General features: G+C 67.7%; 28 protein-coding genes and 1 pseudogene. 6 read left to right on the forward strand and 23 right to left on the reverse strand.

Features of this window, described 5'->3' with window-relative positions:
- Nucleotides 1-20: 20 nt before the first annotated feature.
- The 17 genes from ACK4SE_RS08515 to ACK4SE_RS08595 all read right to left on the reverse strand — a co-directional run bounded on the left by ACK4SE_RS08515 (nucleotide 21) and on the right by ACK4SE_RS08595 (nucleotide 14,455).
- Nucleotides 21-383, reverse strand: a complete 363-nt coding sequence (locus tag ACK4SE_RS08515) for a hypothetical protein (RefSeq protein ID WP_409691164.1) — start codon at nucleotides 381-383, stop codon at nucleotides 21-23.
- A 370-nt stretch (nucleotides 384-753) separates the two neighbouring features.
- Nucleotides 754-2,157, reverse strand: a complete 1,404-nt coding sequence (lpdA, locus tag ACK4SE_RS08520) for a dihydrolipoyl dehydrogenase (RefSeq protein ID WP_409691167.1) — start codon at nucleotides 2,155-2,157, stop codon at nucleotides 754-756.
- 10 nt (nucleotides 2,158-2,167) lie between these two features.
- On the reverse strand, nucleotides 2,168-3,448 hold the full coding sequence (locus ACK4SE_RS08525) for a pyruvate dehydrogenase complex dihydrolipoamide acetyltransferase (RefSeq protein WP_409691170.1): 1,281 nt from the start codon (nucleotides 3,446-3,448) through the stop codon (nucleotides 2,168-2,170).
- A complete protein-coding gene (locus ACK4SE_RS08530; protein WP_409691173.1) occupies nucleotides 3,445-3,756 on the reverse strand; it encodes a DUF5076 domain-containing protein in 312 nt (103 codons plus the stop codon). The genes ACK4SE_RS08525 and ACK4SE_RS08530 overlap by 4 nt, the downstream gene beginning before the upstream one ends.
- Entirely contained in the window at nucleotides 3,749-5,149 is a 1,401-nt protein-coding gene (locus ACK4SE_RS08535; protein WP_409691176.1) for a pyruvate dehydrogenase complex E1 component subunit beta, read from the reverse strand. The genes ACK4SE_RS08530 and ACK4SE_RS08535 overlap by 8 nt, the downstream gene beginning before the upstream one ends.
- Nucleotides 5,146-5,478 (reverse strand): hypothetical protein, encoded by a 333-nt coding sequence (locus tag ACK4SE_RS08540; protein ID WP_409691179.1) that lies wholly within the window; start codon nucleotides 5,476-5,478, stop codon nucleotides 5,146-5,148. Before ACK4SE_RS08540 ends, ACK4SE_RS08535 begins: the two co-directional genes overlap by 4 nt.
- A complete protein-coding gene (gene pdhA, locus ACK4SE_RS08545; protein ID WP_409691182.1) occupies nucleotides 5,475-6,518 on the reverse strand; it encodes a pyruvate dehydrogenase (acetyl-transferring) E1 component subunit alpha in 1,044 nt (347 codons plus the stop codon). The genes ACK4SE_RS08540 and pdhA overlap by 4 nt, the downstream gene beginning before the upstream one ends.
- A gap of 112 nt (nucleotides 6,519-6,630) precedes the next feature.
- A complete protein-coding gene (locus ACK4SE_RS08550; protein WP_409691185.1) occupies nucleotides 6,631-6,942 on the reverse strand; it encodes an FtsB family cell division protein in 312 nt (103 codons plus the stop codon).
- A gap of 84 nt (nucleotides 6,943-7,026) precedes the next feature.
- Nucleotides 7,027-8,304 carry a phosphopyruvate hydratase gene (gene eno / locus ACK4SE_RS08555; protein WP_409691188.1) on the reverse strand — a complete coding sequence of 426 codons (1,278 nt, stop codon included), beginning with the start codon at nucleotides 8,302-8,304 and terminating at the stop codon, nucleotides 7,027-7,029.
- Between the two features lie 80 nt (nucleotides 8,305-8,384).
- A complete protein-coding gene (locus ACK4SE_RS08560) occupies nucleotides 8,385-8,993 on the reverse strand; it encodes a hypothetical protein (RefSeq protein WP_409691190.1) in 609 nt (202 codons plus the stop codon).
- 94 nt (nucleotides 8,994-9,087) lie between these two features.
- Nucleotides 9,088-9,270, reverse strand: a complete 183-nt coding sequence (gene rpmF / locus ACK4SE_RS08565) for a 50S ribosomal protein L32 (RefSeq protein WP_409691193.1) — start codon at nucleotides 9,268-9,270, stop codon at nucleotides 9,088-9,090.
- Nucleotides 9,271-9,411: 141 nt separating this feature from the next.
- A complete protein-coding gene (locus tag ACK4SE_RS08570; protein ID WP_409691195.1) occupies nucleotides 9,412-11,061 on the reverse strand; it encodes a CTP synthase in 1,650 nt (549 codons plus the stop codon).
- 88 nt (nucleotides 11,062-11,149) lie between these two features.
- Entirely contained in the window at nucleotides 11,150-11,563 is a 414-nt protein-coding gene (gene secG, locus ACK4SE_RS08575; RefSeq protein WP_409691196.1) for a preprotein translocase subunit SecG, read from the reverse strand.
- Nucleotides 11,564-11,717: 154 nt separating this feature from the next.
- Entirely contained in the window at nucleotides 11,718-12,101 is a 384-nt protein-coding gene (rplL, locus tag ACK4SE_RS08580; RefSeq protein WP_021698281.1) for a 50S ribosomal protein L7/L12, read from the reverse strand.
- Between the two features lie 57 nt (nucleotides 12,102-12,158).
- Nucleotides 12,159-12,674 (reverse strand): 50S ribosomal protein L10, encoded by a 516-nt coding sequence (gene rplJ / locus ACK4SE_RS08585; RefSeq protein ID WP_021698282.1) that lies wholly within the window; start codon nucleotides 12,672-12,674, stop codon nucleotides 12,159-12,161.
- Between the two features lie 303 nt (nucleotides 12,675-12,977).
- Nucleotides 12,978-13,526: a DUF2059 domain-containing protein gene (locus tag ACK4SE_RS08590; protein ID WP_409691200.1), complete on the reverse strand. Its 549-nt coding sequence runs from the start codon at nucleotides 13,524-13,526 to the stop codon at nucleotides 12,978-12,980.
- 245 nt (nucleotides 13,527-13,771) lie between these two features.
- Nucleotides 13,772-14,455 (reverse strand): hypothetical protein, encoded by a 684-nt coding sequence (locus ACK4SE_RS08595; RefSeq protein WP_409691204.1) that lies wholly within the window; start codon nucleotides 14,453-14,455, stop codon nucleotides 13,772-13,774.
- Between the two features lie 261 nt (nucleotides 14,456-14,716).
- Here ACK4SE_RS08595 and ACK4SE_RS08600 point away from each other — a divergent pair, with 261 nt between their 5' ends.
- The 3 genes from ACK4SE_RS08600 (at nucleotide 14,717) to ACK4SE_RS08610 (ending at nucleotide 18,561) form a co-directional block, all read left to right on the forward strand.
- Complete coding sequence (locus ACK4SE_RS08600) at nucleotides 14,717-16,147, forward strand: esterase/lipase family protein (protein ID WP_409691207.1); 1,431 nt, start codon at nucleotides 14,717-14,719, stop codon at nucleotides 16,145-16,147.
- A gap of 30 nt (nucleotides 16,148-16,177) precedes the next feature.
- Nucleotides 16,178-18,094: a peptidoglycan-binding domain-containing protein gene (locus ACK4SE_RS08605; protein ID WP_409691209.1), complete on the forward strand. Its 1,917-nt coding sequence runs from the start codon at nucleotides 16,178-16,180 to the stop codon at nucleotides 18,092-18,094.
- 251 nt (nucleotides 18,095-18,345) lie between these two features.
- Nucleotides 18,346-18,561 (forward strand): hypothetical protein, encoded by a 216-nt coding sequence (locus ACK4SE_RS08610; protein ID WP_409691212.1) that lies wholly within the window; start codon nucleotides 18,346-18,348, stop codon nucleotides 18,559-18,561.
- 157 nt (nucleotides 18,562-18,718) lie between these two features.
- Here the strand turns inward: ACK4SE_RS08610 and rplA are convergent, their stop codons facing one another.
- The 3 genes from rplA to ACK4SE_RS08625 form a co-directional block, all read right to left on the reverse strand.
- A complete protein-coding gene (gene rplA, locus ACK4SE_RS08615; RefSeq protein WP_409691215.1) occupies nucleotides 18,719-19,408 on the reverse strand; it encodes a 50S ribosomal protein L1 in 690 nt (229 codons plus the stop codon).
- 5 nt (nucleotides 19,409-19,413) lie between these two features.
- Complete coding sequence (gene rplK / locus ACK4SE_RS08620) at nucleotides 19,414-19,842, reverse strand: 50S ribosomal protein L11 (RefSeq protein ID WP_409691218.1); 429 nt, start codon at nucleotides 19,840-19,842, stop codon at nucleotides 19,414-19,416.
- 152 nt (nucleotides 19,843-19,994) lie between these two features.
- A complete protein-coding gene (locus ACK4SE_RS08625; RefSeq protein ID WP_409691220.1) occupies nucleotides 19,995-21,428 on the reverse strand; it encodes an FAD-binding oxidoreductase in 1,434 nt (477 codons plus the stop codon).
- Between the two features lie 189 nt (nucleotides 21,429-21,617).
- Here ACK4SE_RS08625 and ACK4SE_RS08630 point away from each other — a divergent pair, with 189 nt between their 5' ends.
- Nucleotides 21,618-21,839: a hypothetical protein gene (locus ACK4SE_RS08630; RefSeq protein WP_409691223.1), complete on the forward strand. Its 222-nt coding sequence runs from the start codon at nucleotides 21,618-21,620 to the stop codon at nucleotides 21,837-21,839.
- Nucleotides 21,840-21,850: 11 nt separating this feature from the next.
- Here the strand turns inward: ACK4SE_RS08630 and ACK4SE_RS08635 are convergent, their stop codons facing one another.
- Both ACK4SE_RS08635 and ACK4SE_RS08640 read right to left on the reverse strand, forming a co-directional pair.
- Nucleotides 21,851-22,747: a transcriptional regulator gene (locus tag ACK4SE_RS08635; RefSeq protein ID WP_409691225.1), complete on the reverse strand. Its 897-nt coding sequence runs from the start codon at nucleotides 22,745-22,747 to the stop codon at nucleotides 21,851-21,853.
- Between the two features lie 2 nt (nucleotides 22,748-22,749).
- Nucleotides 22,750-23,892, reverse strand: a complete 1,143-nt coding sequence (locus ACK4SE_RS08640) for a GNAT family N-acetyltransferase (protein ID WP_409691227.1) — start codon at nucleotides 23,890-23,892, stop codon at nucleotides 22,750-22,752.
- Nucleotides 23,893-24,016: 124 nt separating this feature from the next.
- On the opposite strand from ACK4SE_RS08640, the gene ACK4SE_RS08645 reads away from it, so the two are divergent.
- Together ACK4SE_RS08645 and ACK4SE_RS08650 are read left to right on the forward strand one after the other, a co-directional pair.
- Complete coding sequence (locus tag ACK4SE_RS08645) at nucleotides 24,017-24,193, forward strand: hypothetical protein (RefSeq protein WP_409691230.1); 177 nt, start codon at nucleotides 24,017-24,019, stop codon at nucleotides 24,191-24,193.
- 291 nt (nucleotides 24,194-24,484) lie between these two features.
- Nucleotides 24,485-25,597, forward strand: coding sequence for a L,D-transpeptidase (locus tag ACK4SE_RS08650; RefSeq protein ID WP_409691233.1), 1,113 nt, complete (start codon nucleotides 24,485-24,487; stop codon nucleotides 25,595-25,597).
- Between the two features lie 414 nt (nucleotides 25,598-26,011).
- On the opposite strand, the pseudogene tuf reads toward ACK4SE_RS08650, so the two are convergent.
- Nucleotides 26,012-26,388 (reverse strand): annotated as a pseudogene (gene tuf / locus ACK4SE_RS08655) (elongation factor Tu); the annotation flags it as partial.

Here is a 26,388-nt window from a genome sequence, read left to right on the forward strand (position 1 = left end):
CAACGGGTGGGAAGCGGGCGTTAGGTCGCCGGTGGAACCGCCCCGAGCAACCGAACCTCTTCACCTGATGCGACGATCTCTTCACCATCAAAGGTCCGCAAACCGTAGATCGGTTCTCCAGTGGGATCGGACACATGCTTCTCAGCTTGGAGCACGAAAACCGGACGGGTTGAGCCATCCTCATCCTGCCAAAGCGCATACTGAGGAATAGTGGTCGGGTAGGGCTCAGCCTTTAGGCCATCGTTTATCGCCTGAAAAAATACAGCATCGCCTAGATCGATGTCTTCCGCCGTCGCCACCCGGCCGAGCATAAAGCCGCTCTTGGGTAATGACGGCCAAGCAGCTTCATGCGGCGCGCGCTTTCTAAGCCAATTCTTGAACATGGCAGGACCTTCGCGCAGCCCGCCAACGTCCGCAAGGGGTCGATTTCCGGCGTTGGCTTTCTGCCTGCGAGCGAAACCCGCATCGCGACTTTATGGGTCCACGCCCCGGGCGCGATCAGGTTTCAGGGCCCCGATGCGGAAAAGCGCCGCTACTTAATCCCGCTCGAATCCCATGCCCTATAATGCCCCCTCGATCAGAACGCGGGAGGGCGATTTCAGACGATTGATACGATTCAGACCCCGACTTTTCCGGCGCCGGAGTCCGAAATCCGGGGGCGATTTCAGACGATTCAGACTCTGTTTTCGAACAGGATTTCGACATTTCGGACAATTCGGACTCTGTTTTTTCGAGCCCGGAGTCTGAAATCGATCAGAGGTGGATCATCCGGCCGTAGGCGTCCAGCGCGGCCTCGTGCATGGCCTCGGACATGGTGGGGTGCGGATAGACCGTGCCGTGCAGGTCTTCCTCGGTCGCCTCCATGGTGATGGCGGTGACATAGCCCTGGATCATCTCGGTGACCTCGGCCCCGATCATGTGGGCGCCGATCAGGGCGCCCGTTTTGGCGTCGAAGATCACCTTGACGAAGCCCTCCGTCTCACCCGACGCGATGGCCTTGCCGTTCACCTTGAACGGGAAACGGCCGATCTTCACCTCGCGCTTGGCCTCCCGGGCGCCCTGCTCGGTCACGCCGACCGAGGCCACCTGGGGCTGGGCGTAGGTACAGCCGGCGATGGGCGAGTTCACATTGGGGGTCTTGAACCCGGCGATGTGTTCGGCGGCGTGGATGCCTTCGTGGCTGGCCTTGTGCGCCAGCCAGGGCGCGCCCGCGCAGTCGCCGATGGCGTACAGGCCCTTGACGTTGGTCTGGCAGTGCTTGTCGGTCTTGATGTGGCCCCGGTCCAGCTCGACGCCCAGCGCCTCCAGCCCGATGCCGTCGGTGTTGGCGGTGATCCCCACCGCCGAGATGCACACCTCGGCCTCCAGCGTCTCGGCCTTGCCGCCCGCCTCAATAGCCACCTTCACACCCTTGGAATCCTTGGTGACTTTGGTCACCTTGGCGCCGACACGGAACGTCATGCCGCGCTTCTCGAAGGCCTTCTGCGCCGTCTTTGAGACCTCCTCGTCCTCCACCGGCATGATGCGGTCCAGGGCCTCGACCACCGTCACCTCGCAGCCCAGGGCGCGATAGAAGCTGCCGAACTCGATGCCGATGGCGCCCGAGCCGATCACCACGATGGACTTGGGCATGAACTTCGGTGTCATGGCCTCGCGATAGGCCCAGATGCGGTCGCCGTCAGCCTCCAGCCCGATCTGCGGCAGGGCGCGGGCGCGGGCGCCGACGGCCAGCATGACCGCCCTGGCCTGCACCGTGCGCGACTTGCCGTCCTTCAGGGCGATGACGACCTTGGGGGCGCCCTGCCCCTTCTCCAGCTTGGCGTCGCCCTCGATGACCTCGATCTTGTTCTTCTTCATCAGGAAGCCGACCCCCTGATTCAGCTGCCTTGCCACCCCCCGCGAGCGGCCGATGATGGCCTCGAAGTCAAAGCCCACCTTGTCGGCGCTGAGGCCGTAGTCCTTCAGGTGGCTCAGGCTCTCGTACTTCTCGCCGGACTTCAGCAGCGCCTTGGTGGGGATGCAGCCCCAGTTCAGGCAGATGCCCCCCAGGTTCTCGCGCTCGACGATGGCGACCGTCTGGCCCAGCTGGCTGGCCCGGATCGCGGCCACGTAGCCGCCCGGGCCCGACCCGATGACGATGAGATCGAAGTCAGCCATGGTTTCGTCCTTACGCGAGCATCGTCACAGGGTTTTCGATCATCGGCTTGAAGGCCTGCAGGAACCGGGCGCCCACCGCGCCGTCCACCACCCGGTGGTCGCAGGTCAGGGTCACGGTCATGACCGTGGCGATCTCGATCCTGTCGCCGCGCACCACGGGCCGCTTCTCGCCGGCGCCCACGCTCATGATCGCGCCCTGCGGCTCGTTGATGATCGAGGCGAAGGACTTGATGCCGAACATGCCCAGGTTCGAGACGCTGAAGGTGCCGCCCTGGAACTCGTCGGGCTTCAGCTTGCGATCGCGGGCGCGCCTGGCCAGGTCCTTGGATTCCGTGGCGATCTCGGCCAGGGACTTGGTCTCGGCCTTGCGGATGATCGGGGTGATCAGGCCGCCGTCGATGGCCACCGCCATGGCCACGTCGGCATGGTGGTGCATGGCGATGCCTTCCGGCGTGTAGCTGGCGTTGGCTTCCGGCACGGCCTTCAGGGCCATGGCCACGGCCTTCATGACGAAGTCGTTGACCGAGACCTTGATCCCCTGCGGCTCCAGCACCGCATTGACCTGCGCCCGCGCGGCCAGCAGGCCGTCGATCTCGCAGTCGATGACCAGAGGGAAGTGCGGCACGTCGCGGAAGCTGTCGGTCAGGCGGCGCGCAATGGCCTTGCGCATGCCGTCCAGCGGAATGAGATCATAGCTGCCCGGCGCGATGCCCTGCTGCTCCAGCGACAGGACCTTGCGCGGCTCGCCCGATGCGGCGGCTGCCGTTGTGGCGCCCTTGGCGGCGCCGCCCTTGCCGGCGGCCTCCACGTCCGCCTTGACGATGCGGCCGTGCGGGCCCGTGCCCTTGAGGCTCTTCAGGTCCAGCCCGGCGTCCTTCGCCAGACGGCGCGCCAGCGGCGAGGCGAAGACGCGCTCGCCGTCCTTGGCCGGCGCCGGCGCGGCCTTGGGGGCCTCCGACTTTTCCGCCTTGGCTTCGGGCTTGGATTCGACCTTCTCGTCGGCCTTGTCCTCAGCCTTGGGCTCATCCTTCTTCTTCGGCGCAGGCGCGGCGTCGTCGCCGGCCAGGCGGGCGATGGGCGTATTGACCTTCACGCCCTCGGCGCCCTCTGCCACGAGGATTTCCAGCACCTCGCCCTCGTCAACCGCCTCGACCTCCATGGTCGCCTTGTCGGTCTCGATCTCGGCAATCACATCGCCGGCGGACACGGTATCGCCGACCTTGATGTGCCACTTGGCCAGCACGCCCTCTTCCATGGTGGGCGACAGGGCGGGCATCAGAATGTCGGTCATGCGTCAGTCTCCGGAAGGGCCTCGATCTCGCCCTCAGGCGCCGGGTTTTCAAGCCGCTGGTTGAGACCCTCGACGATCGCTCGGTAGGCGGCCGTCTCCGACAAACCTGTGTTGGCTGCGTAGGTCCTGGCCAGATGATGCACGGCGTTGGCCAGAAGCGCCCCGTAGTTGCGCGGATCCTCGAACGCGGGCTTCAGCGCCATGACCGGCCGACCGCCGGACCACCAGACGCGCATCAGCTCTATGGCCGCCGCATCCGCAAGGATTTCCGGGGGCGTCGGTATGCCCGACTGAGGCGCTTCAGACATGCATCACCGCCTTCACGGCCTTGATGATCTTATCCACGCCCGGCAGCGACAGGGCTTCCAGATTGGCGGCGTAGGGCAGCGGAACGTCTTCCTGGTGCACCCGCAGCGGCGGGGCGTCCAGATAGTCGAAGGCGTGCTCGATCACCCGGGCCACCACCTCGGCGCCGACGCCCATGGGGCCCCAGCCTTCCTCGGCCGAGACAAGGCGGTTGGTCTTCTTGACGCTCTCCACGATGGTTTCGTGGTCCAGAGGGCGCAGGGTCCGCAGGTCGATGACCTCGGCCTCGATGCCCTCTTCCGCCAGCTTCTCGGCGGCGGCCAGGGCGAAGCCGACCATGCGGCTGTGGGCCGTGATGGTCACGTCCGCGCCTTCGCGGCGCACCTTGGCCTTGCCGATGGGCAGGACCCAGTCCTCCACGTCGGGGACGTCGAACTCCAGCCCGTACATCATCTCGTGCTCGAGGAAGACCACCGGGTTGGGATCGCGGATGGCGGCCTTCAGCAGGCCCTTGGCGTCCGCAGCGTCGTAGGGCGCGATGACCTTCAGGCCGGGCACCTGGGCGTACCAGGCGGAATAGTCCTGGCTGTGCTGGGCGCCCACGCGGCTGGCGGCGCCGTTGGGGCCCCGGAACACGATGGGCGCGCGGATCTGGCCGCCCGACATGTACAGGGTCTTGGCCGCCGAGTTGATGATGTGGTCGATGGCCTGCATGCCGAAGTTCCACGTCATGAACTCGACGATGGGCTTCAGCCCGGCCATGGCCGCCCCGACGCCCAGCCCGGCGAAGCCGTGCTCGGTGATGGGCGTATCCACCACGCGCCGGTCGCCGAACTCCTGCAGCAGTTCGCGGCTGACCTTGTAGGCGCCCTGGTACTGGGCCACTTCCTCGCCCATCAGGAACACGTTCTCGTCGCGGCGCATCTCCTCGGCCATGGCGTCGCGCAGGGCGTCACGGATGGTGGTCTTGATCAGCCTGGCGTCGGCCGGGATTTCCGGGTCCTTCAGCGCCACCTTCGGCGTCACGGGCGCGGCGCCCTCGCCTTCGGGCCGGGGCTCGGCCGCTTCAGGGGCCGTCTTCTCGGGATCACCGGCCTGTTCGGCCTTCGGGGCGTCCTGAGCGGCGCTGTCGGCCTTCTTCGGCGAAGGCGCGGCGTCGTCGCCGGACAGGCGCGCGATGGGCGTATTGACCTTCACGCCCTCGGAGCCCTCGGCCACGAGGATTTCCAGCACCTCGCCCTCGTCCACCGCCTCGACCTCCATGGTCGCCTTGTCGGTCTCGATCTCGGCGATCACGTCACCGGCGGAGACGGTGTCCCCCGCCTTGATGTGCCACTTGGACAGCGTGCCCTCTTCCATCGTGGGGGACAGCGCCGGCATCAGAATGTCGGTCATTGCGAAGCTCCCCCGGCAGCCACATCGCAGGTTTCAACGATCATCATCGAGGGTGCATTGGCCGCGTGCACCGCAGTGCTCACGGCCGCCATCGCCTGGACATCGCTTGAAGCCCGCTCGTTGGCGAAGCTTATGAAGACAGGACGGTTCGCCGGGACGCGCGCGACGATGGCGCGGGCAAGCACCCGTCCTCTGAGGCGCTGGTCGCCTATGACGCCGACGCCGCGGCCTTCAAGCGTCACGCACGCATCCGCCTCGGTTAGAACCTGATCCGGTCCAGCCTCGGTCGGCGCCGCCTGGAGAAGAATGGCGAGTAACAGCGCGATCATGCCGACGCCTCCACGTAAACGTCGGTATAGAGCTCAGACGGGTCCGGCTCCGGGCTCTCCTGAGCGAACTGCACGGCCTCGGCGACGATGGCCTTGATCTCGGCGTCGATGGCCTTGAGCTCGTCCTCGGTGGCCCTGGCGTCCGCCAGCAGACCCTTCAGCAGCTCGATGGGATCGCGGGTCTTCTTGACCTCGTCCACCTCTTCCTTGGTCCGGTACTTGGCCGGGTCGGACATGGAGTGGCCGCGATAGCGGTAGGTCTTCACTTCCAGAATGTAGGGGCCTTCGCCGGAGCGGGCCCGCGCCACCGCCCGCGCCGTGGCGTCGCGCACGGCCAGCACGTCCATGCCGTCCACCTGCTCGCCAGGAATGCCGAAGCTGGCGCCACGCTGATACAGGTCCGTGGTCGAGGACGCCCGTTCGATGGACGTGCCCATCGCATACTGGTTGTTCTCGATGATGTAGATGGCCGGCAGCTTCCACAGCTGGGCCATGTTGAAGCTCTCGTAGACCTGACCCTGATTGGCCGCGCCGTCGCCGAAATAGACAAAGCTGACCGAATCATCGCCCCGGTACTTGCCGGCGAAGGCCAGGCCGGTGCCCAGCGCCACCTGGGCGCCGACGATGCCGTGGCCGCCATAGAAGCCGGTCGGCACGTCGAACATGTGCATCGAGCCGCCCTTGCCCTTGGACGAGCCGCCGATGCGGCCGGTCAGCTCGGCCATGACCTCTTTCGGGTCCATGCCCGCGCACAGCATGTGGCCGTGGTCACGGTAGCCGGTGATGATCTTGTCATGGCCCTGCTTGACGCTGGCCTGCACGCCCACCGCCACGGCTTCCTGGCCGATGTACAGGTGGCAGAAGCCGCCGATCAGGCCCATGCCGTACAGCTGGCCCGCTCGCTCCTCGAAACGGCGGATCAGAACCATCTGCCGATAGTACTCGAGCAGTTCGTCCTTGGTCGCCTGAGGCGTGTTTGGAATCTTCGCCGGGGACGTGCCCTTGGCGGTGGTCGGTTTTTGAGCGGCGGCTTTCGCCATCCGGCGCCCTCCAGCTGTTCTCTGAACGAACGAGTTCTTATCGTTACGGAAAGGGGGCTTTAGCAGCCTTCGTTCCCCGATGGCAAAGCCGGGCTTCGCCTGTAACGAAAGTTCAGGAGGCGGTGGCCGGGCGTTCGACCGGGATCAGGTAGTCGCCCGGCGTCGCGAAGCCCAGAACGATGCGCGCGCGCTCTTCCAGCAGATCGCGCGACAGATTGTCCGTACGCAGATAGCGGACTCGCAGCTCCAGGTCGCTGCGCTGATCCTCGAGCTGGGCCAGCTCGACCTGGCGCTGCTGCAGCATCTCCGCCCGGTCCCCATGGCTCAGCAGGCCACGCTCACCCGTCAGCGCCTGGACGCCGAAGTACAGGATCAGCAAAAAGATGACGCCGGTGGGCGCATAGGGACGCATGCGATCGATCACTGACTGACGCCCCTTCTGAGCGTGGAACTAGGGAATCAGCGATGACCGAAAATGCTTAATGTTTGGTAGCTTGGCCGCAGCAGCTCAGGTCAGGATCATGCCATCGCCCGCATAAAGCGCCTGGTCGCCCAGCATTTCCTCGATCCGGAGCAGCTGGTTGTACTTGGCCGTGCGATCCGAGCGGGCCAGCGAGCCGGTCTTGATCTGCCCGCAGTTGGTGGCCACCGACAGGTCGGCGATGGTGTAGTCCTCGGTCTCGCCCGAGCGGTGGCTCATGACGGCGGTGTAGCCCGCGCGGTGCGCCATCTCGACCGCATCCAGGGTCTCGGACAGGGTGCCGATCTGGTTGACCTTGATCAGGATGGAGTTGGCCAGGCCCTCGCCGATGCCCGCCGCCAGACGCGCCGGATTGGTCACGAACAGGTCGTCGCCCACCAGCTGGATCCTGTCCCCCAGACGCTCGGTCAGCAGGCGCCAGCCGTCGAAGTCGTCCTCGGCGCAGCCGTCCTCGATGGAGACGATGGGGAAGCGGGCGCACAGGTCGGCCAGATAGGCGACCATGCCCTCCTGGTCGACGGTCTTGCCCTCGCCTTCCATCACGTATTTGCCCTCCTTGAAGAACTCGGTGGAAGCCACGTCCAGACCCAGCTGGAAGTCCTCACCGGCCAGATAGCCGGCCGCCTCGCCCGCCTTGGTGATGAAGGCCAGGGCCTCGTCGGCGGACTTCAGGTTCGGCGCAAAGCCGCCCTCGTCGCCCACATTGGTGTTGTGGCCCGCGTCCTTCAGCGCCTTCTTCAGGCTGTGGAAGATCTCCGCGCCCATGCGCAGGGCTTCCGAGAAGTTCTCCGCGCCCGTGGGCAGGATCATGAACTCCTGGATGTCGATGGGATTGTCGGCGTGGGCGCCGCCGTTGATGATGTTCATCATCGGGGTCGGCAGCATGCGGGCCGAGACGCCGCCCACATAGCGATACAGCGGCAGGCCCGCCGAGACCGCGCTGGCCTTGGCCGCCGCCAGGCTGACGCCCAGAATGGCGTTGGCGCCCAGGCGGCCCTTGTTCTGGGTGCCGTCCAGTTCGATCATGGCCATGTCGATGCGGCGCTGGTCCTCTGCGTCCATGCCCGACAGGGCGTCGAAGATCTCGCCGTTCACCGCGTCGATGGCCTGCTGGACGCCCTTGCCCCCCCACAGGCTCTTGTCGCCGTCGCGCTTCTCCACGGCCTCGTGGGCGCCGGTCGAGGCGCCGGACGGCACGGCCGCGCGACCGAAGGCGCCGTCCTCCAGCACCACATCCACCTCCACCGTCGGGTTGCCCCGGCTGTCCAGGATCTGGCGGGCGGTGATGTCGGCGATGTCGGTCATGGATCTGGTCTCGGTTCGATAAACGAAAGGGGCGCGCAAGCCTTTAGCCCGCGCGCCCCGGATCGCCAACTGACAGCCTGTTACGCGCAGCCTTCCACATACTGGATGGACGGCCCGCCCGCATGGATCATGCTGACGTTTCCATCAGCGCCGATCTCGTAGACCACGCCGCGCGCCCCAGCGTCCTCGCGGTAGGGCGCGGTCGAGGGACCATCGCTCCAGACCGTGATGTATTCGGCCGGCGCCTCCGCGTATTTGTGGGGACTGACCTGGGCGGCGTCGCCATAGGCGGCCTTGATGTCTGCCGCGCTGTCACCGAGCCCGAAGCCGCGATCGGTGGTCAGGGTCGCCTCGCGGATCAACGAGATGCGGGTCAGCACCCCCTGCTCCAGCATCAGGAGCACGCCTTCCGGCGCGCGCTCGGGGCGATACTGATCGCACGCCTCGGGATCGGCTCCGCCCACCGCGTCCGGATTGGCGTCGGGGCCGAGGGCCTGGGTGATCTCGGCGCGGGTCATGCCGATGCGCAGCGGGCCCCAGCCCTGGGCGCTTAGGGCGTTGGAATCAGGGGTCTGGGCCGGGGCTTCCGCCGGCGGCGTTTCAGGGGCCGGGGCAGCGGGCTCCTCCGGCTGGCCGCAGGCGGCCAGGGCGAGGACGGCGATGGACGGCAGGATGAGGGCACGGATCATGAGTGGTCTCCGGGTTAGGTCCGGAGAGAGAAACGCACGAAAACGGCGCGCGATGAACTCGCGCGCCGCAAAAATCGTTAACTGCCTGAAAGGCCTACTCTTCCTTGGGCGTCAGAACCTGGCGGCCACGATAGGTGCCGGTCTTCAGGTCGATGTGGTGCGGGCGCTTCAGCTCGCCCGTGTCCTTGTCCTCGGTGTAGGCGTTCTTGCCCAGGGCGTCGTGGGCGCGGCGCATGTTGCGACGCGAGGGGGATACTTTGCGCTTCGGAACGGCCATGTCCGTCTCATCCAGTCTGGTCGGAGCGTGCCGATCCATACGGTCGGACGCGAAAACAATAGCGGCGGCCCATGCAGGCCGCCCCGTGAGCGCGGGCTTATGCCTCAAGCCGCAGGGGGATTCAAGTCTTTCCGACGCGTCCTACACCAACCGGCTCTGGACCACCGCTGCGGCGATGAAGCTGGCGAACAGGGGGTGCGGGGCAAAGGGGCGGCTCTTCAGTTCGGGGTGGTACTGCACGCCGATGAACCAGGGGTGGTCGGCGCGCTCCACAGTCTCGGGCAGGACGCCGTCGGGCGACAGGCCCGAGATGGTCATGCCCGCCCGCTCGATGGCGTCGCGGTAGTTGATGTTGACCTCATAGCGGTGGCGGTGCCGCTCGCTGATGGCCGTCGAGCCATAGATCTCCGCGATCCTCGAGCCCTCGATCAGGGTGGAGTCATAGGCGCCCAGACGCATGGTGCCGCCCAGATCGCCGCCCTGTGCCCGCATGATGCGCTGGTTGCCCTGGGTCCATTCCGTCATCAGGCCGACGATGGGCTCCTCGGCCGGGCCGAACTCGGTGGAGGTGGCCTTCTCCAGCCCGGCCAGATGGCGAGCCGATTCGATCACCGCCATCTGCATGCCGAAGCAGATGCCGAAATAGGGGATGTTGCGCTCGCGGGCGAAGCGGACCGCCTGGATCTTGCCCTCGGCGCCGCGCTCGCCGAAGCCGCCGGGCACCAGCACCGCGTGGGCGCCCTGCAGCCGCTCCTCGCAGGCGTCGCGGGCGCCTTCGAAGGTGTCGGCCTCGACCCAGTCGATATTGACCTTGACGTTGTTGGCCACGCCGCCGTGGTGCAGCGCCTCGATCAGGGATTTGTAGGCGTCCTTGAGCACCGTGTACTTGCCGACCACGGCCACGGTGACCTCGCCGTCCGGGTTGGTGCGGCGGCGCACGATCTCTTCCCAGCTGGACAGCTCGGGCGGGGGGGCGTCGTCGATGCCGAAGTGGGCGAGGACCTCGGCGTCCAGCCCCTCGCGGTGATAGTCCAGCGGCACCGCATAGATGTCGGCGGAGTCCATGGCCTGGATGACGCCCGAGGGGCGCACGTTGCAGAACAAGCCGATCTTGCGCTTCTCGTCGGCCGGGATCGGCTGTTCGCAGCGGCACAGCAGGATGTCGGGCTGGATGCCGATGGAGCGCAGCTCCTTGACCGAGTGCTGGGTCGGCTTGGTCTTCATCTCGCCGGCCGTCTTGATGAACGGCAGCAGGGTCAGGTGCACGAAGCAGCTCTGGCCCCGGGGCAGGTCCTGACCCAGCTGGCGGATGGCCTCGAAGAAGGGCAGGCCCTCGATGTCGCCCACGGTGCCGCCGATCTCGATCAGCACGAAGTCCACCGCCGCGCCGTCGTCGGTCTGGGCGGGGCTGAGGCAGAACTGCTTGATCTGGTCGGTGACGTGCGGGATCACCTGGACGGTGGCGCCCAGATAGTCCCCTCGCCGCTCCTTCTCCAGAATGGTGGAGTAGATGCGGCCGGTGGTGACGTTGTCGGTCCGGGCCGCCGACACCCCGGTGAAGCGCTCGTAGTGGCCCAGGTCCAGATCGGTCTCGGCCCCGTCGTCGGTGACGAAGACCTCGCCGTGCTGATAGGGGCTCATGGTCCCCGGATCGACGTTCAGATAGGGGTCGAGCTTGCGCAGGCGGACCGTATAGCCACGCGCCTGCAACAGGGCGCCGAGGGCGGCGGAGGCCAGGCCTTTACCCAATGAGGAGACCACGCCGCCGGTGATGAACACATAACGAGGCATGGGAAATTACCTTACCGCCGATTCGGGCGGCGTACTGAGGAGACTTTGAGGGTGTGGCGGGAGGCGGTGGATAACCGCCCTCCCCATCCTACTGGGCGGGCTCGTCACCGGCCGGCTGGGCGGCCGGGGCGGCGGGAAGGCTGGCTTCCAGATCGTCGAGCGAGGGACCGGTCGGCGCCGCGGGGGCCACGGGCTGCTCGGCGGCCGCGGCCGTCCGGGCCGCGTCCAGATCGATGGAGCCCACGGTGGCGGCGTCCAGAACCGAGCTGGAGCCCCGCTCCATGTTGCCGACGATGGTCAGGCTGATGGCGCAGATCCCGAACAGGAAGCCCAGCGCCCAGGTCGCCTTGGTCAGCAAGTTGCCCGCGCCGCGCGCGGTCATGAAGCTGTTGCCGCCGCCGCCCATGCCGAGTGCGCCGCCCTCCGAGCGTTGCAGCAGGACCACGCCGGTCAGGGCGAGGCCGATCAGGATCATGACGACGAGGAGAATGGTCTGGAGCATGGCTGGCCTGATGTGTGGCGCTTGATGTGAGAACTCGGGGCGCGCCGATCAAGCGGCGGCGTCTATCATTGTTGCGCGCGGGGGGCAACGGAAACGGGCCGGGAGATCGCTCCCCCGGCCCGCGTCGTGGTCAGCAGTGACGCTGGGTCCGATCTTACTTGATCGTGACCTTGGCGCCGGCTTCCTCGAGCTTCTTCTTCAGCTCTTCGGCGGCTTGCTTGGAGACGTTCTCGACGACGTTCTGCGGAGCGCCTTCGACCAGGTCCTTGGCTTCCTTGAGGCCCAGGTCCGGACGGGCGCCGCGGACTTCCTTGATCACGTTGATCTTCTTGTCGCCGCCGTCCGTCAGGACAACGGTGAACTCGGTTTGCTCTTCGGCGGCTTCAGCCGGAGCAGCAGCGCCACCGCCGGCGGCGGCCATGGCCACCGGAGCAGCAGCCGAAACGCCCCACTTTTCTTCCAGCAGCTTGGCCAGTTCGGCGGCTTCCAGAACGGTCAGGGCGGACAGGTCGTCAACGATCTTGGAGAGATCAGCCATTTGAGTATTTCCTTCGGATGGATTTCAGAGGTTTGCAGAGATGATCGATCAGACGGCTTACGCCGCGTCCTTGGCGGCGTAGGCGCCCATGACGCGGGCCAGCTGGCTGGCCGGAGCCTGCACGACGCCCGCGATCTTGGTGGCCGGGGCGTTGAGAAGGCCGACGAGCTTGGCGCGCAGTTCGTCCAGGGACGGCAGTTTGGACAGGGCGTCGATGCCCTGGGCGTCCAGAACCGTTTCGTCCATCAGTCCGCCCATGATCACGAACTTGTCGTTCTCCTTGGCGAACTTGGCGGTCACCTTGGCGGCCGAGACGGCGTCGGGCGCGTAGGCGATACCGACAGGGCCCTTGAACAGGTCCTGCACGGCGTCGCCGCCCTTGCCGTCCAGCGCCTTCAGCGCCAGGCGGTTCTTCACCACCTTGAACGTGGCGCCTTCAGCACGAAGGCGGCCACGCAGATCGGTCATTTCCGCAACGGTCAGACCCAGGTTGTGGGTCACGACCACGGCGCCGGCGTCAGCGAAAACGCCCTTCAGCGTCTCGATCGACTCGGCCTTTTGTGCGCGGTCCATTGCGGTCTCCGTTCAGTCGTTACGGCGACGGGACGATCCCGACGCCGCTTGGCCAGACAGCATCGCTTGCGCGATGACGCCGGGCCGGTCGTATTGTCCGAAGGAAGCGGCGATCCTGTCCGTCGCGCAGGGCGGCGGGCCGAGACGTTCGCATCCCCATCTCCCCCCAGGTCGGAACGGCCGTTCCGCGCTTACGGTCCAGGTGACCCCCAGACCCCGAAGTTCTCGGACAGGAACATCGCCGGACCGGGGTCCGACGACGCAAGGCGCGCTCTATACACGCACAGCCGTGGAAATCAAAGGCTAGTTCCGCTGGACGCCCCGCTTGTCCGGACGGGGGCCGGAGGCGGCCGGTTCGGTGCAGTCGAACGCGGTGCAGAACTTGCGCATGAGGTCGACCTGGAACTGCATAACCGCGACCTCCACGGCCATGGACTGATCCATGCCGATCTGCATTTCCTTGCGCGCTATCGACTGGCCCAGCGGCGTTTCGTAGAACGTAATGAGGGCCATGAGTTCCTCGGCCGTCAGTCTTTCGGCATAGATCGGAATCAGGCCGTCCATGACCAGGATCATGAGGTTGGCCATCTCGCGCGGCACGTTGGTCCGGAACCATTCCCGGTGCTCGGGGAGCGACTGGGTATCCGCGTCGATCAGCCCGTCGACGAAGGCCTGCGCCATCTCCGCCAGACTGTCACCCTGCGCCAGTTCCACATACCGTTCAGCCAGTTCACGGCGAACCACGGCATCGTCTTCGGCGGGGATGACCATTGTCTGCGGCGCGTCCGCCTCCTGTGCAGCGGCGGTCGTGGTCAGGGCGAGGCCGAGGATGATGGTCAGGATGAAACGCATGACGGCCCCCTCGCCGGTTTATGGGCTTACTCTGGCCGACGCGGCCGCGTCCCTCAACATCAAAGCGTGGGCTGCGCCCTGGCATACGGGCACGAGGCGCCGAGCCAGGACAGGCTCACACAGCACCGCTGATCCCGGGCGGAGCCAGGGTTCAAAGGGGCGTTCCGTCCCCTCTCGATGACGGCCGGAGCCGGAATGAGCCCTCGGGACGAGCCCGAGGATGGGCGGTGTGGCGAGGGAGCGGGTCACGGCCCCTGTCCCAGGTGGTGAGACTCCGGACGCGAAAAAGAGTGCAACGGGAGTCTCACGGTCTCGTCGTGGATTCGCCGATCGACGAGGGCGGTGACGGCCTGAACCTCGGCGAGGAGCCGGGCGAATTCCTTGACCGGGAAGGCTTTGGGAACGACGTCGACGGCGGGATCGTCGGTCGGCCCGGCGTCGGCGCGGGGCGGCGTGTGAGACTCCTGAGCCGAAAATGAGTGCAACGAGAGTCCAACATCTTCGGCGCGGGCGGCGCGTTCGATCTGCTGCGAGACGGCGGCCAGCCGGGTGGTCAGGCGCAGCAGATCGCCGGTGGGGTCGTCGTCGGCGGGGGGCCGCGCGTGAGACTCTGAAGCCGAAAAAGAGTGCAACGGGAGTCTAGCGATCCCGGACAGCGTCTGCGGCGCTTGCGGGATGACAAGGCGATCCTCGCCGGGCTGGACCGCCGCCTCACGCAACTCGGCCGCCTCGCGCTCCAGACGGGCCTCGCGGGCCTCGATCTCCTCGTGGCGGGCGTAGGGCTTCAGGTCCTTGTAGAGGCGCATCCAGCCGCGGGCCTCGATCAGGCGTCCGGCGGCGACGGCGGCCTGGAGATGGGACCAGGCCTTGTCGACCATCATGGCGGCGGTAAGGGGCGGGGCGCCGGGGGGCTGTGCTTGCAGGCTCATGCCGCCAGTATGGGGCGCCCGGGAACAGCGGGATCAAAAACACCGATTCAGGGCGCCGAACCCTTATTTTCAGCGGCATTGGCGTCGCGAAATGCGGGATTTACGAGGCCGCCCCCTCCCCGACCCAGCCGATCCGTAGCCCTGGACCGGACCTCACAACTGAAAGAACATCGTTGTGCCGGATGGGTTTCCCGTCCATTGTTGAGGAGCGCCGCATCCACGGGGGAGCGGACATGTCCGGTCCAGGAGCGAGACGCCGCCATGCCGGCCCAGATCGCGATCGTTCACGGCTGGAGCGACAGCTCCAGGTCCTTCCACAACCTGCGGCGCTTCCTCGAGGCCAACGGCTACGAAGTGGCCCAGATCTGGCTCGGCGACTACATCTCCATGGACGACGATGTGCGCGTGGAGGACGTGGCCAAGCGCATGCAGCATGTGGTGCAGGACGCGATCCGCGAGAAACGGCTCACCCGGCCCTTCGATCTGATCGTCCACAGCACCGGCGGGCTGGTGGCCCGGGAATGGCTCGCGACCTGTTACCCCACGGGCGAGGACGCGCCGGTCAAGCGGCTGGTGATGCTGGCCCCCGCCAATTTCGGCTCGAAACTGGCGGCCATGGGCAAGAGCATGATCGGCCGCGTGGCCAAGGGCTGGAACAACTGGTTCCAGACCGGCGAGGAAATGCTGCGGTCGCTTGAACTGGCGTCTCCCTACCAGTGGAATCTGGCGCGGCGCGACCTGTTCGATGTCGAGGAGACCGGGGCCAAGGGGCCCTATGGCTCGGAGAGGGTGTGGCCGTTCGTGATCACCGGCACCCGCGCCTACAGCACCGGCCTGCGCAAGATCGTCAACGAGTATGGATCGGACGGCACGGTGCGGGCCTGCGCGGCGAACCTCAATGCGGTCGGCATGACCCTGGACTTCGCCGCCGACCCCGCGAACCCCACCGTCCGCCGCTGGCGGCCGAAAGGAGACATGCTTTGCCCGTTCGCGGTGCTGCCCGATCGCGACCATGGCGCGGTGACCGATCCCGACCAGGCGAGCGGGGCCCGGGGGGAGTCGTCCGGCTGGGCGGGTCGCCTGATTCTTCAGGCTCTCGCCTGCAACTCGGTCCCGGACTACCGCGCCATCCAGGACGAATGGTGGCGTCTCAGCGAGCGCACGACCGCCCTTGCGGACGATGCGGAGCGCCTGCGGACCATGTTCCCGCGCAGTCCTCCTGACCGGCAGAGCTATCATCAGCACATGCAGTTCGTCGTGCGGGCGCGGGACGATTACGGGCAGCCGGTGGGCGACTACTTTCTGGAGTTCTTCTCGCCGAAGGCAGCCGGGGACCGCGAAGCCGTGTTCTTCCATTCGGAAGTACTGGGCCACGTCCACACCAACACCAGAGACCCCAGCTTGCGATGTCTTTACATCGACCGCACGGACCTGATGCAGCGGTTCTATCCCATGCTGCGGCAAGGCGAGGCGCGCCAGCTCGCGATGAGCATCTCCGCCGCGCGGATCGGGCCGAACATCCGCTATTTCGACAAGACCCGCGACGGCGCCACGGGCCATATCGTCATCCATCGCGAGAACCCGGACGACGCGGCGGCGGGCGAGGAGCGCCTGCACCGCAACGCCACCCACCTGGTCGAGGTGATCATCCCGCGCCAGCCCGTCGACAAGGTGTTCCGCCTTTCCCAGTAGTCCAACCACCCGGCCGCGAAGGGGCGTGCGATGTTCACACTGTCGGAAGCGGATCTGGAGATCGCCTTCAGACGGGCGCGGCTGGAGGCGCGTCGGGACGGCGCGGTTTTGTTCGGGGTCCGCGGCTGCACCCCCGCCACGCCCGGCGCGCACAGGCTGGCCCCGGCCCACGGGTTGGCCATGACCAATCCGGACTATCTGCGCCCGTTGTGCACCCTGGGCTACTGGCGGCCGGGGAACGGCTTCGCCGTCTTTCCGGGCAGCACGGCGCCGGCGCAACGGTCGGTCCGGCAAATGCTGGCGACGAACGGCAACGGGGCCAACCAGCTCTGCTTCGGCCTGCACCGGGGCTATCGCAAGGGGCGGCACAACTCCAGCAACACCCGCTTCGGCCACCGCGCCCTGAGGATGGAGAAGGCCATCCCGATCCAGCGCACCGGCGACGACCTGGACTATGACGCCGACGACCGGATCGAGTTCGAAACCGCCTACGACAACATCCACTGCGGGTGGGTCGCCGACGTCCAGACGCCCCGCTATTCCAGCGCCGGGTGCCAGGTGATCGTCGGGTCGGCGAACCCGGAGACCGGGCCGTGGAAAGCCTTCGCCGAGCTGGTTTACGGCACGGGACAGATCGAGTTCGACTACAGCCTGTTCAGCGGCGGCGAGATCCAGCGGGTCGCGCTGTCGGACGCGCCGGAAGACCTGCCCCTGGCGCTGCGCTACGGGTCCGCCGGCGATGAGGTGGCGGCGGTGCAGGAGGCACTGGTGGCCAGGGGCTTTCCCACCGGCGGCGTCGACGGCGACTTCGGATGGCGGACGCTGATGGCGGTGTTCCGCTTCCAGAAGACCGTCATGGGCCAGCGCGTGCCGGACGGGATCGTCGGCTCCCAGACCTTCGCGGCGCTGGGGCTGGAGGACGCTCCGTGGTCGTCCGGCGGCGATGATCGGGGCGGCGCGCCGGTGCAGGACGAGGACGAGGACCAGCCCGACGCACCGGTCACGCCCGCCGAGCCTGAGCTGACGTTCACCTTCCGCACCGAGCCCTCCGACGCGGGGCGCTACATCCATCACTATGCGGCCACCGACGGGCAGACGTACTATCTCGGCTACGCCACCCGTCCGAACGGCCCCCTGAAGGTGGGCCTGAGCCAGTCCGAACGGCGGATGGCCCCGGTCGGCGCGGCCCGGTACGATCCGGCCGATTTCGAGGGGCGGCACGGCTTCTGGGCGCATCTGCTGGTCCCCACGGCCACCGCCGAGAGCGCGCTCTGGTTCGAGCGGGTCAACACCTATGATCGCGCGGCCCTCACCTTCGGCTTCTTTCAGGCCGCGGCGCACCTGCCGAACGATAATTTCCTGCTGCTGTTCAAGGACATGCTCGCGCGCCCCGAAGCGTCGCGGTATTTTCCGGACCTGATCCTGAAGCCCGGGAGCAACGGTGCGCGCCTTTTTCACCGGACGGCGGCCGGCGACGTCGATCTGGAGCACGCGGAGCCGCGCGGCGGCGGCTCCAACGAGATGAACCTGAAGCGCTTCATGGCCTATCTCAACCCGACGCTGGACGCGGTCGAGCCGCAGGAACTGGCGGTCGCGGCGCGTCTGATGTGCTGGACGCGGGAGGTCCCCGCCTGCCGCGAGTTGCAGGTGGCGCACGCCATCCGGGCGTTGCGCGACCGGATGGGCCACGTACGCACCGCCCTGCCCGGCCGACCTGTGGACCAGTGCCTGCTGGCTGCCGACATCCGCTATCAGGGCCGCGGCGGCCCGCAGGCCATCCGCGCCGCCCTGAACAGCGCCCGGCCGCTGGACGCCCTGCTGCAGATCGGCGCCGCGCCGCATCCCGGCCGGGTGGCGACCATGAAGCGGAGCCTGGCGGCCTTGATGCGCAAGCCGGAGATCGCCGCGCTGAGGTTCAATCCGGCGTCACCGGCGCTGTTTACGTGAGGTTCAGCGAGCTTGAGGCGCCGGCCGGCACCCCCTGGGTCGATACCGGCATCGACGTGAGCCGGGGCGACCGAATAGAGATTCATGCGCGCGGCAGGTGGAGCGATGCCGGAATTGACTGCGACCCGGATGGGCACGACGCGCCGAATCTACGGGTCTTCCGAACGCTGCGCCGCTGCCGGGCCGCCAGATGGCTTCAGCTCACAGCCTGCGTCACCCGGGACTTGCGGCACGCCGTGCCTGTCGGGACGATGTCGAGGTTTTCCGCGCCCGCCGACGGTCGGCTGTACCTCTTCGCCAATGATGCGCGCGCCATGTACTGGAACAACCACGGCCTGGCCCATGTCCGGATCGAGGTGCTGGCCCGCGACCGCACGGCGGCGTCCTCGGCGGAGCAAAGGTCCGGGCCGGCGTCCAGCCATCCTCCTGCGAAAGCGCCGGAGCCCAAGGCAGCCGATTCAGTCTGAAGCGGGACGGCGGGTGCATCTCCGGCATGAAAAAGGCGGCGGAGATTGCTCTCCGCCGCCCATTCTTTTTGGCCTACCGCCCTTCGGGCTACTTGAGGCCGTCTTTTTTGGCCTACCGCCCTTCGGGCGACTTGAGGCCGCAGTCTTCTGAAGCCGATCAGGCGCCCAGGGAGGACGGGTCGATCTTGAAGCCCGGGCCCATGGTGGAGGACAGGCTGATCTTCTTCACATAGGTGCCCTTGGCGCCCGAGGGGCGGGCCCTGGACAGGGCGTCGACGATCGCCTTGACGTTGGCTTCCAGGGCTTCCTGGGTGAAGGAGGCCTTGCCGATGCCGGCGTGCACGATGCCCGCCTTCTCGACGCGGAACTCGACGGCGCCGCCCTTGGCGTCCTTGACGGCCTGGGCGACGTTGGGGGTCACGGTGCCGACCTTGGGGTTCGGCATCAGGCCGCGGGGGCCCAGCACCTTACCCAGACGGCCGACGAGGGCCATCATGTCCGGCGAGGCGATCACGCGGTCGAACTCCATGAAGCCGCCGTTGATCTTCTCGTACAGGTCTTCGGCGCCCACGTGTTCGGCGCCGGCGGCGCGAGCCTCATCCGCCTTGGCGTCCTTGGCGAAGACGGCGACGCGCACGTCGCGGCCGGTGCCGGACGGCAGGTTGACGACGCCGCGGACCTGCTGGTCGGCGTGACGGGGGTCGACGCCCAGGTTGACGGCGATCTCGATCGACTCGTCGAACTTGGCCTTGGCGTTTTCCTTGACGGCCTTGATGGCGTCGGCGAAGGCCATGGGGGCCTCACGGTCGCCGGTCCAGGCCTGGATGCGCTTGGGTTGCTTTGCCATGTCGATCAGCCCTCCACCTTCAGGCCCATCGCGCGGGCCGAACCTTCGATGATGTTGGCGGCCGCCTCGATGTCGTTGGCGTTCAGGTCCTTCATCTTCTTTTCCGCGATCTCGCGCAGCTGGGCGCGCGTGATCTTGCCGACCGTTTCGCGGCCGGTGAGCTTGGCGCCCGACTTCAGCTTGGTGGCTTCCTTCAGGTACCAGGTCGCCGGGGGCGACTTGGTGACGAAGGTGAAGCTCTTGTCCTGGTAGACGGTGATCACGGTCGGCAGGGGCGTGCCCTTGCCGAGCGACTCGGTGCGCGCGTTGAACTCCTTGCAGAAGCCCATGATGTTGACGCCGCGCTGACCGAGGGCGGGGCCGATCGGGGGCGACGGGGTCGCCGCGCCGGCCGGCACCTGCAGCTTGATGTAGCCGAGAATCTTCTTGGCCATTGATCTCTCCTGTTATGAAGCCCCGAACTCAATCGGGGCCGGTGAGCCGTGGTGCGGCATGGCGGCCTCCCACGGATTTGCCGCCTCCGGGACCGGGGTCACGGGAGCGAAGGCGGGCGTCTATCAGAGCGGGGGTGGAAAGGCAAACGACGTCACGCGGCGGGCGGGACGTTCTGGTTGAAGCGGAACAGGTTGTCCGGGTCGTAACGCGCCTTGAGCATGGCCAGACGATCGTAGTTGGCGCCGTAGGCCTGACGCACGGCCGCGGGGCCCTCGTCGCCCATGACATTGACATAGGCCCCGGCCCCCGGGTCGGACAAAGCCGCCTGCAGACCGGTCACCCAGGCCGTGGTCGGGGCCAGCGCCTCGGGTCCTGTCAGGATGGCGGTCAGGTCGAACGCCATACCCGGGCGACGCAGCGGAAAGGCGGTGGCCGCCATGTCCACCCGGGTGACCGCCCCCTGGACGGGGACCAGCCCCAGCATGTAGGGCCCCGGGGCGCTGGACAGGGCCGCCGCCAGACGCCCCGCCGCGGCCTCGTCCAGCGCCGAGGTGAAGCCGCCGCGATTGACCGAGGCCAGGACGGGAATCTCGGGCGGCCCCTGATTCTGAAGCTCGACATAGGGCATGCGCCGCACCTCGTTGGACACGACGAAGGGCGAGGACAGGAAATCCGCCACGTCCCGTTCGCCCTGATCGGGCTCGCCGCGATGGCACAGCTGGACCGACAGGATCGGGCGCCCCTCCCGGTCCGGCACCGCCATGGCCAGGGGGACCAGATCGTCCGGCAGGTCCGCGCAGAACGCGCCATACAGGCGCAGCATGTCCGCCGGGTCCTGGCTGCGCAGGGTCACGAAGCCGCCCAGCACGTCGCGGACCTCATGAAGGCGGAAGGTCATGGACGCCGCCACGCCGAAATTGCCGCCGCCGCCCCGGATGGCCCAGTAGAGATCGCTGTCGCCGTCGGCGCCGGCGGTCACGACCCGGCCGTCCGCCAGCACGACGTCGGCGGAGATCAGGTTGTCACAGCCGAGGCCGTGACGGCCCATCAGCGCTCCGACCCCGCCGCCGAGGGTGAAGCCGCCGATACCCACCGTCGGGCACTGTCCCAGGGTGGTCGCCCGCCCCAGAGGCGTGGTCACGGCGTCGATCATGCCCGCCAGAGCCCCGCCGCCGACCGTGACTGACGACCCGTCCGGCGACACCGCGACGCCGCGAAGGCCAGACAGGTCCAGCACCGCCCCGCCGTCGCCCAGCGAATGGCCCGCATAGCTGTGCCCGCCGCAGCGCACGGCCAGGGACGCGCCGCTATCGCGCGCCGCCCGCACGCCCCGCGCCACGTCGTCGGTGGAGCGGCAGTGGGCGAACAGCGCCGGGCGGACCTGGGCCCGGGCCTGATAGACGTGGGTCAGCCGGTCATAGTCCGCCGCCCCCGGGCGGATCACGCCCTCGCCGAAGGCGGCGTCGAAACCGGGGTAGGCGTCAGGCGTCCAGGCGGACGCCGGCCGGCTCCAGCCGGACGCCAGACCCGCGAACCCCGCCGCGCCGATGCCTGTGAGAAATCCCCTGCGTCCGAACTGCAGCACAGGCTCGCTCCGAAACCGCCGGGGTCAGATACCCACGGTTCACCAGAACGGCGGATATGTAAAGCGTGGCCTGGATGCGGCTCGTCATCACCTTTGTGGGCAACTCAGACAAAAACCGATATAATTTGGCTCATGCAAGACGCAGAACAGCCAGCAAGATCGGGGCGCCTGGAGGACAGGGCTGCGAACGTGCTGAACGCCGTCATGATCATGCTGCTCTCCACCACCGCAGCCGCATTCGTCATCTGGAGCGCGGCTGTTTTCCTTCAGCGCACAATCGCGGACGGCGCCGACGTCGACTGGACGGAAATCGCCTTGTCAGCCCAGTTCGTAAGCGGCCTGCCTCTGCTTGTGTTCTCTGGCTTCGGCATACGGGCGGGGTACAGGATGCTGTTCAAATCCGCCCGTTAGACTGAACGCTCTCAGATCGCCCTCACCCCGTCGGCAGCTTCCGCGTCGGGCTCGAAGTCGCGGGTCAGGTCGTGGATGCGGCTCTTCATCACCCCGGCCTTCTTCAGCGCCAGCGAGGCGGCCCAGCGGGCGGCCAGTTCGGGGCGGGCCATGCGGTCGGTGGGGCGCGGACGGCCGCCGCGCTCGCGCAGCACCGCATTGGTGAACAGGGCCCCGTTCCTGAAGCGCGAGCCCCAGGTCTGGAAGTCCATGGAGAGCGAGACGCAGAACTGGTCCAGATTGCGCACCCGGTGCGGGGCGTAGAGGGGCCAGGTCAGGGCCTGGCCGGGCTCCAGATCGATCACCGTGGCGTCGGCCTCGAAGTCGGGACGGTAGGGGATCTCCTCGGTGGTCTGCAGGGCGATGACCTGTTCCATGCTGGCCTCGGGCAGATGGGTCTCGTCGCCGGGATAGACGAAGACGCGCTTGCGGCCCCGCATGTGGAACAGCACCACGCCCGCATTGTCGAAATGATAGGGTGCGCCGGACTTCGGCGAGGACAGGATCAGCTGGCCGGCGTTGCGCACGGCTTTCAGCCCGGGGATGGCCGACTGGATGGCGCCGAACTCGGTCATGGCGGCGGCCCAGAGCTCGGGCCAGCCGTCCTGCACGTCGCGCAGATTGACCCACAGCCGCCCCTGCTGGATCGCCCTGAGCAGATCCGCGCCGGACAGGGCGCCGCGCGCGCCGGTCCGCAGCGTGTGGCCGCCGTCTTCGTGCAGATCGTACAGATTGATGTCGATCAGGGCGGCCGGATAGCGGTCGAGCACCTGGGCCAGCCGGTCGTCGTCGGCGAAACCGGCGGCCACCAGACCATGGGGGAAGACCAGGGCCTCGCGGATGGGGCCGGTGTAGCGGGTTCCGTCCATGCTCAGGCCTCGGCGCGGGCGGGGCCCGCCTTGGCGAGGGCGGCGCGGGCCGCCTGAATGACGCCGCGGGCGCGGGCGCCGGGCCTGGTCTCGCAGGCCTCGATGGCCGACCAGCGGCGGCGCACGCTGTTCCGCAGGCGCTCGCCGCGATCGCCGCCCGCCGCATTGAGCACGCCCACCGCCGCCTGGCTGACCGTCGCGCCGAGGCCGGGGCGGACGATGACGCCCTCGCGCACGGTCTGGGAGGCGTTGCAGAAGTACTTCTTGTAGCCCTCGCCGCCGAAGCCGTAGTCGAACACGCGGTAGCCGCGCGCGCCCATCAGCCGCATGGTGTCCATGCTCAGCATGATGCCCGGCGAACAGCGCGCCGCGGCGGGCTCATAGACCGGGAACCAGAAATGCCAGCGGTTCCCGGCGTGCAGGGAGAACTCCATGGCCGCCAGGGTGTCGCCCGCCGTGAGGGTGGCGACGGAGGCGCCGAAGTCGCCGTCCTGCTCGTCCATCAGGGCGTGCAGCAGGTCCCGGGTCCAGCCGCAGGCGAAGATGTCGTGGCGGCCGGTGCGGCGGTACTGGTCGCGTTTGAGTTCGATCAGGTGGTCCAGCAGGGCCGTGTCCCTCTGATCGGTGCGGGTCTCGATGGGGCCCAGGTCGCGTTCCAGCCCGCGACGGGCGCGCTCCTTGTCCTTGAAGTATTTGCGCTCGGTCTCGCGGCGCTCGGCGTACCAGGCGTCGTAGCCGGCCTCGGGCAGGGCCACCATCAGGCAGTCGCGCTCGACCATCCCCTTCGCTTCGCCGACCCATGCGCCCACGTTCATGCGCGCGCCGTTCAGCAGCCGGGCCAGCTCATGCAGGTCGGGCGCGTCGCCGGGGCGGGCGATGACGCCGTGGAAGTCGTTCATGGGCGCGCCCAGCGGCAGGATCGAGCCGCCGCGGCGCTGGAATGGGAAGAAGCCCACGATCTCGCCGCCCCGGTGCAGCACCGCCACGGCGGCGCTGGGGCAAACGCGGGCGGCGACGCGGGTGAAGCGCGGCCGGAAATAGGGCGAGGTCAGCTCCGGATTGGCGGCGATCATGTCGCGCCACAGGGCCCATTCGGACTCGCCCAGGGCGTCGGCCGTCATGATCTCGACGGTCAGGGTTTGCATGCCGGGCTCCTGTCGCATGGCCGGACCTTTACCGCAGCCCCGTTGCAGGACGGTTTAGGGGCATGGTGAACGAAACCGCACCGCGTGTCGGGGCGTTGACGGAAACACACAGGAGATCAAGGCCATGACTGACGAACGCCCCGATGAGCGCCCGGACAACCGCTCCGTCGAGAACGAGGAACTGCGCCCGCCCGCCCGCGACGGCGAACCGCCCCGCCCCGCCACCGAGCCCGAGGGGTCCGAGGGCTCGTCCAACTCGGGCGAGACCGCGACCGACCCGGCAACGGGCGAGGAGAACTGAAAGACGGCTCCCTCTCCCCTTGTGGAAGAGGGCTGCACGCAGCGGGATGCGAAGCAGGCCGCTTCTTCGCGCGCAGGGTGAGGGGTGAAGCGGTTCAGCAATTGGCCGACCTTGGCGAAGCGGAACCATACCCCTCATCCGACCTGCTCCGCAGGCCACCCGGCGTCGAGCGCCTCCGGCGCCCTCCTCCACCCTCAAGGGGAGAAGGAAGGTTCTTGCGAAGGTTGGCCCAAGTGGAACAGGGACGGCTGTGTCGGGTTGGTCCGGGATACCCTTTTCCGGAGCCTGTTCATGATCATTCGTCCTTCCCGTCTCGCCTTGCTCGCCGCCTTGCCGCTGCTGGCCACGGCGGCCTGCGGGGATCGGGAGCCCCGGCAGTCTCAGACGGAGGCGGCTAACCCGGTCTCGAACGAGGCGTCGCGGCTGCGGGAGTCGATCGAGTCGGCGACCTTCACCCCGCCCGCGTCCAGTAACGGCGGGGCGGCGGCGGCGCAAAGCAACGACGGGGCGTCTGAGGATCGCGGCGGCGCAGTCGACGGCGCCCTGCCTGACGATGCGCGGCCCGACCCGGCCATGGTGCGGGTGCAGATCCTGCTGGACCGCACCCGCTTCTCGCCCGGCATCATCGACGGGCTGGGCGGCGAGAACACGCGCCAGGCCATCGCGGCCTTCCAGGAAGCCAACGACCTTGAGGCGACCGGCGAGCTGAGCGCCGAGGTGTTCGAACAGTTGACCTCGGGCGACAGCAACCGGGTGCTGACCGACTACACCATCACCGGGGAGGATGCGGCCGGGCCGTTCATCGGCGCGCTTCCCGAGGGCATGGAGGCCCTGGCCGAGCTGGAGACGGTCGCTTACGCCGACGCCCGCGAGGCGCTGGCGGAGAAATTCCACATGAGCGAGGCCCTGCTGGACGCCCTGAACCCCGGCGTGGACTTCGGGCGCGCAGGCCAGACCATCGTGGTGGCCTCCACCGGGCCCGCCGAGCTGGACGGCGAGGTGGCGCGGATCGTCGTCAACAAGGCGGAGAGCTCGGTGCGGGCCTTCGATGCGGACGGCGAACTGCTGGCCTTCTATCCGGCCACCATCGGCAGCGGCGAGACCCCCTCCCCGACCGGCACGCACACGGTGCGGGCCATCGCGCCGGAGCCCAACTACACCTACGACCCGGCGCGGCTCAGCTCAGCCAGCGGCGGCCGCGCGGTGGTGATCCCGCCGGGCCCGAACAACCCGGTGGGCTCGGTGTGGATCGACCTGTCGCGCGACAGCTATGGCATCCACGGCACGCCCAATCCGGCCGAGATCGGCAAGACCACCTCCAGCGGCTGCGTCCGCCTGACCAACTGGGACGCCGAGCAGCTGGCGTCCGGGGTTGAGCGGGGCGTGGTGGTGGAGTTTGTGTGAGGGCTGACCTCCTTCTCCCGGTGGGAGAAGGGGGAACCCGCGCACCGGAGCGTAGCGGAGGTTCTGCGCGCGGGGGATGAGGGTCGTCCGGCTGTAATTGGAAACGCCCGACCCTCACCCTGCGCGCGAAGGACGGATGCCAACGCATCCGTGCGCGCAGCCCTCTCCCATCGGGAGAGGGGACATTAATAGCGGCCTATGCTCGCCTCGCGGAGGCTCGCGGCCTGAGGCCGGACAGCAAAACGGCCCCGGAGCAATCCGGGGCCGTTCTGTATTCAGCCTTGTCACGCCCTCAAGCCGCGAGCGACCGCGTCGCGAGCATAGGGCGCTAGAGAAGCCTTACTCGGTGATCTTGGCCACGACGCCGGCGCCGCCTCCGTGTGCGGTTTCCGCGCACGGCGCTCGTCGCGCAGATTACTCCGTAATCTTCGCGACGACACCTGCTCCAACCGTGCGGCCGCCTTCGCGGATGGCGAAGCGCAGCTTCTCTTCCATGGCGATCGGGGTGATCAGCTCGACGTTCAGCTCGGCGTTGTCGCCGGGCATGATCATCTCCACACCTTCCTTCAGGTGCACGATGCCGGTCACGTCCGTGGTGCGGAAGTAGAACTGCGGACGATAGTTCGTGAAGAACGGCGTGTGACGGCCGCCCTCTTCCTTGGTCAGGATGTAGGCCTCGGCCACGAACTTGGTGTGCGGGGTGATGGAGCCCGGCTTGCACAGCACCTGGCCGCGCTCGACGTCTTCACGCTTGGTGCCGCGCAGCAGCACGCCCACGTTGTCGCCCGCCT

It is taken from the genome of Brevundimonas sp., assembly GCF_046293315.1.
Lineage (GTDB): Bacteria > Pseudomonadota > Alphaproteobacteria > Caulobacterales > Caulobacteraceae > Brevundimonas.

Bases quoted from the DNA above. Each gene is read 5' to 3' on its own strand.
- ACK4SE_RS08640 (WP_409691227.1), bottom strand. From the start codon at position 23,892: ATGCAAACCCTGACCGTCGAGATCATGACGGCCGACGCCCTGGGCGAG.
- ACK4SE_RS08590 (WP_409691200.1), bottom strand. From the start codon at position 13,526: ATGCGTTTCATCCTGACCATCATCCTCGGCCTCGCCCTGACCACGACC.
- ACK4SE_RS08535 (WP_409691176.1), bottom strand. From the start codon at position 5,149: ATGACCGACATTCTGATGCCGGCGCTGTCCCCCACGATGGAAGAGGGC.
- ACK4SE_RS08560 (WP_409691190.1), bottom strand. From the start codon at position 8,993: ATGATCCGTGCCCTCATCCTGCCGTCCATCGCCGTCCTCGCCCTGGCC.
- ACK4SE_RS08600 (WP_409691207.1), top strand. From the start codon at position 14,717: ATGCCGGCCCAGATCGCGATCGTTCACGGCTGGAGCGACAGCTCCAGG.
- ACK4SE_RS08530 (WP_409691173.1), bottom strand. From the start codon at position 3,756: ATGTCTGAAGCGCCTCAGTCGGGCATACCGACGCCCCCGGAAATCCTT.
- ACK4SE_RS08605 (WP_409691209.1), top strand. From the start codon at position 16,178: ATGTTCACACTGTCGGAAGCGGATCTGGAGATCGCCTTCAGACGGGCG.
- ACK4SE_RS08515 (WP_409691164.1), bottom strand. From the start codon at position 383: ATGTTCAAGAATTGGCTTAGAAAGCGCGCGCCGCATGAAGCTGCTTGG.
- ACK4SE_RS08540 (WP_409691179.1), bottom strand. From the start codon at position 5,478: ATGATCGCGCTGTTACTCGCCATTCTTCTCCAGGCGGCGCCGACCGAG.
- rplJ (WP_021698282.1), bottom strand. From the start codon at position 12,674: ATGGACCGCGCACAAAAGGCCGAGTCGATCGAGACGCTGAAGGGCGTT.
- rplK (WP_409691218.1), bottom strand. From the start codon at position 19,842: ATGGCCAAGAAGATTCTCGGCTACATCAAGCTGCAGGTGCCGGCCGGC.
- ACK4SE_RS08635 (WP_409691225.1), bottom strand. From the start codon at position 22,747: ATGGACGGAACCCGCTACACCGGCCCCATCCGCGAGGCCCTGGTCTTC.
- secG (WP_409691196.1), bottom strand. From the start codon at position 11,563: ATGCTCCAGACCATTCTCCTCGTCGTCATGATCCTGATCGGCCTCGCC.
- ACK4SE_RS08570 (WP_409691195.1), bottom strand. From the start codon at position 11,061: ATGCCTCGTTATGTGTTCATCACCGGCGGCGTGGTCTCCTCATTGGGT.
- lpdA (WP_409691167.1), bottom strand. From the start codon at position 2,157: ATGGCTGACTTCGATCTCATCGTCATCGGGTCGGGCCCGGGCGGCTAC.
- rpmF (WP_409691193.1), bottom strand. From the start codon at position 9,270: ATGGCCGTTCCGAAGCGCAAAGTATCCCCCTCGCGTCGCAACATGCGC.
- pdhA (WP_409691182.1), bottom strand. From the start codon at position 6,518: ATGGCGAAAGCCGCCGCTCAAAAACCGACCACCGCCAAGGGCACGTCC.
- ACK4SE_RS08525 (WP_409691170.1), bottom strand. From the start codon at position 3,448: ATGACCGACATTCTGATGCCCGCCCTGTCGCCCACCATGGAAGAGGGC.
- ACK4SE_RS08645 (WP_409691230.1), top strand. From the start codon at position 24,017: ATGACTGACGAACGCCCCGATGAGCGCCCGGACAACCGCTCCGTCGAG.
- rplL (WP_021698281.1), bottom strand. From the start codon at position 12,101: ATGGCTGATCTCTCCAAGATCGTTGACGACCTGTCCGCCCTGACCGTT.
- rplA (WP_409691215.1), bottom strand. From the start codon at position 19,408: ATGGCAAAGCAACCCAAGCGCATCCAGGCCTGGACCGGCGACCGTGAG.
- eno (WP_409691188.1), bottom strand. From the start codon at position 8,304: ATGACCGACATCGCCGACATCACCGCCCGCCAGATCCTGGACAGCCGG.
- ACK4SE_RS08595 (WP_409691204.1), bottom strand. From the start codon at position 14,455: ATGAGCCTGCAAGCACAGCCCCCCGGCGCCCCGCCCCTTACCGCCGCC.
- ACK4SE_RS08650 (WP_409691233.1), top strand. From the start codon at position 24,485: ATGATCATTCGTCCTTCCCGTCTCGCCTTGCTCGCCGCCTTGCCGCTG.
- ACK4SE_RS08610 (WP_409691212.1), top strand. From the start codon at position 18,346: ATGTCGAGGTTTTCCGCGCCCGCCGACGGTCGGCTGTACCTCTTCGCC.